The organism is Pedobacter sp. 01N416 (genome assembly GCF_056399685.1).
Window position 1 is genome coordinate 1 of the sequence record NZ_JBFTRT010000772.1, and the last position, 1,844, is coordinate 1,844.

The window sequence follows — 1,844 nt, forward strand, 5'->3', positions numbered from 1 at the left end:
CTACCAATTGTTTGGCCAACAGAATCTTTTCTATATCCTCCTTTTTTAAAACGTATGTTTGTTTCTCTTGTTTTTGATTAAAATAAGCAATAATCAATTCAAAGATCCTAGCTTCAAGGAATAGACGTTTTACCCTACCCTCGTGTTTAGGATAAATAATCTGCTGCAGTATCAACCCGATTTCCGGACTGATCAACTTTTGGATTCCGGTTTTAATATCGTGACCAAGTTCTCCTCCTGTTACCTGCTCAAAATAATCTTCTGTGAACTGTATATAAAGGCATCTGGTTTTCTCTGTGATATTAAATTTGATCGAATTAACGCCACCTGCATTAAAATCCTGCTCGTTTTTAGCMAATGATAATAAATTATCGTGCTGATGATTATAATAATAGTTGATTGCACCGCTCAGACAAAATAAAAAGCCAATATGTTGCGGAGAAGATTCAAAGCAAAAATTCTCTTCCTGATTCGGATGGATCTCCATAATGCCAATGTGGATTCCCCTAAACCACATTTCTTTTATTTGGTACTTTACATCGTTCTCATCTAATGTTACAACAGCCTCATCTATGTCGGTTATGCTTTCAAAATTATTAGGATAGGCATTCTCATAAATGATATTTCCTTTAGGATAGCTTGAGAGTTTAATTGTCATCTGTATAAATTATTAATTTATTGCTCATTGTTTTCAATGGCATTTTTCACTTGCATTTATTTTCTCAATGGTGTTCAAGAGAACGCTTCGCTTAGTTAATGAGCGCGCAAAAGCTCGGTTTTTTTAAAGGTCTTGAAGCGCTCATGATTTTATTCATCCCAATGTGTGATTTGAAAATCATGATGATTTCGTATTTATTTAATCCGTTTGGCGGTATTAATTATCCGTTTAGCGTTATCTGTTTTTTCTGATTATCTACAAATTTGCGCAATTATTTATAATTAGTCTAAATAAATGAAGATATATTTATCAATTGCCTTATCGCTTTGTGGATTTGTTACTGTGGCTCAAGAAATTAAAGTTGATACTACAAAGGCAAATGATTTAAAGGATGTGGTGGTTACAGGGCAATATGGCCCGCAAACCTTGAGGAACTCGGTATACAATGTAAAAACAATAAGTGCAGATCGGATTAAGCTAAGGGCTGCCACCAATGTGCAGCAGATTTTAAATACCGAACTCGGTTTCCGTTTTAGCAACGATTTAACTTTAGGTACAACCGATGTTTCTTTAATGGGGATGACTGGCCGAAATATTAAAATTTTATTGGATGGTGTACCAATGGTAGACCGATCTGATGCCCGCGAAAGTTTAAACCAAATCGACATTAACACCATTGAGAGGATAGAAATTGTAGAAGGTCCGATGTCTGTTGTGTATGGCACCGATGCGCTGGCCGGAGTAATTAATATTATAACCAAAAATCCCGGAAAGCAATTGTTAAGCGTTAATGCGCGTGTACAGGAAGAAAGCGCTGGGAAAGAATATAACCTACTCAATGGTGCAGGCCAGCATAATCAGAATTTAAGTATTAGCTGGCAACAAAAAGGCTGGAGTGTTTTGCTCGGTGCATCGCATAACGATTTTGGTGGCTGGAATATGGCTCCGAAAACAGCATTTTTAGAAGAATTTAATAGCTATAAAAATCAATGGAAACCTAAGGAGCAATGGCTTGGTAATACGAAAATTGGCTATAGAAATCAAAACTTTAGTATATGGTATCGCTTAGATGGGCTAAACGAAGATATCGATTCGCGATTTGGAATAAACCCATCGAGTTTCGAAGGGAAGCTGTCTACCTATACCACCRAACGTTATGCGCAACAATTGCAGTCTGAATGGAGGG

2 protein-coding genes are annotated in these 1,844 nt (G+C 36.6%); one reads left to right on the forward strand and one right to left on the reverse strand.

Going from position 1 to position 1,844, the window contains the following annotated elements:
* The coding region (locus AC1DND_RS26970) for a hypothetical protein (RefSeq protein ID WP_477585817.1) at window positions 1-658 on the reverse strand (658 nt) is incomplete at its 3' end.
* Between the two features lie 294 nt (window positions 659-952).
* Between AC1DND_RS26970 and AC1DND_RS26975 the strand changes: the two genes are divergently transcribed.
* Window positions 953-1,844 (forward strand): TonB-dependent receptor plug domain-containing protein (locus AC1DND_RS26975; protein ID WP_477585819.1); only part of this gene is annotated, 892 nt, incomplete at its 3' end.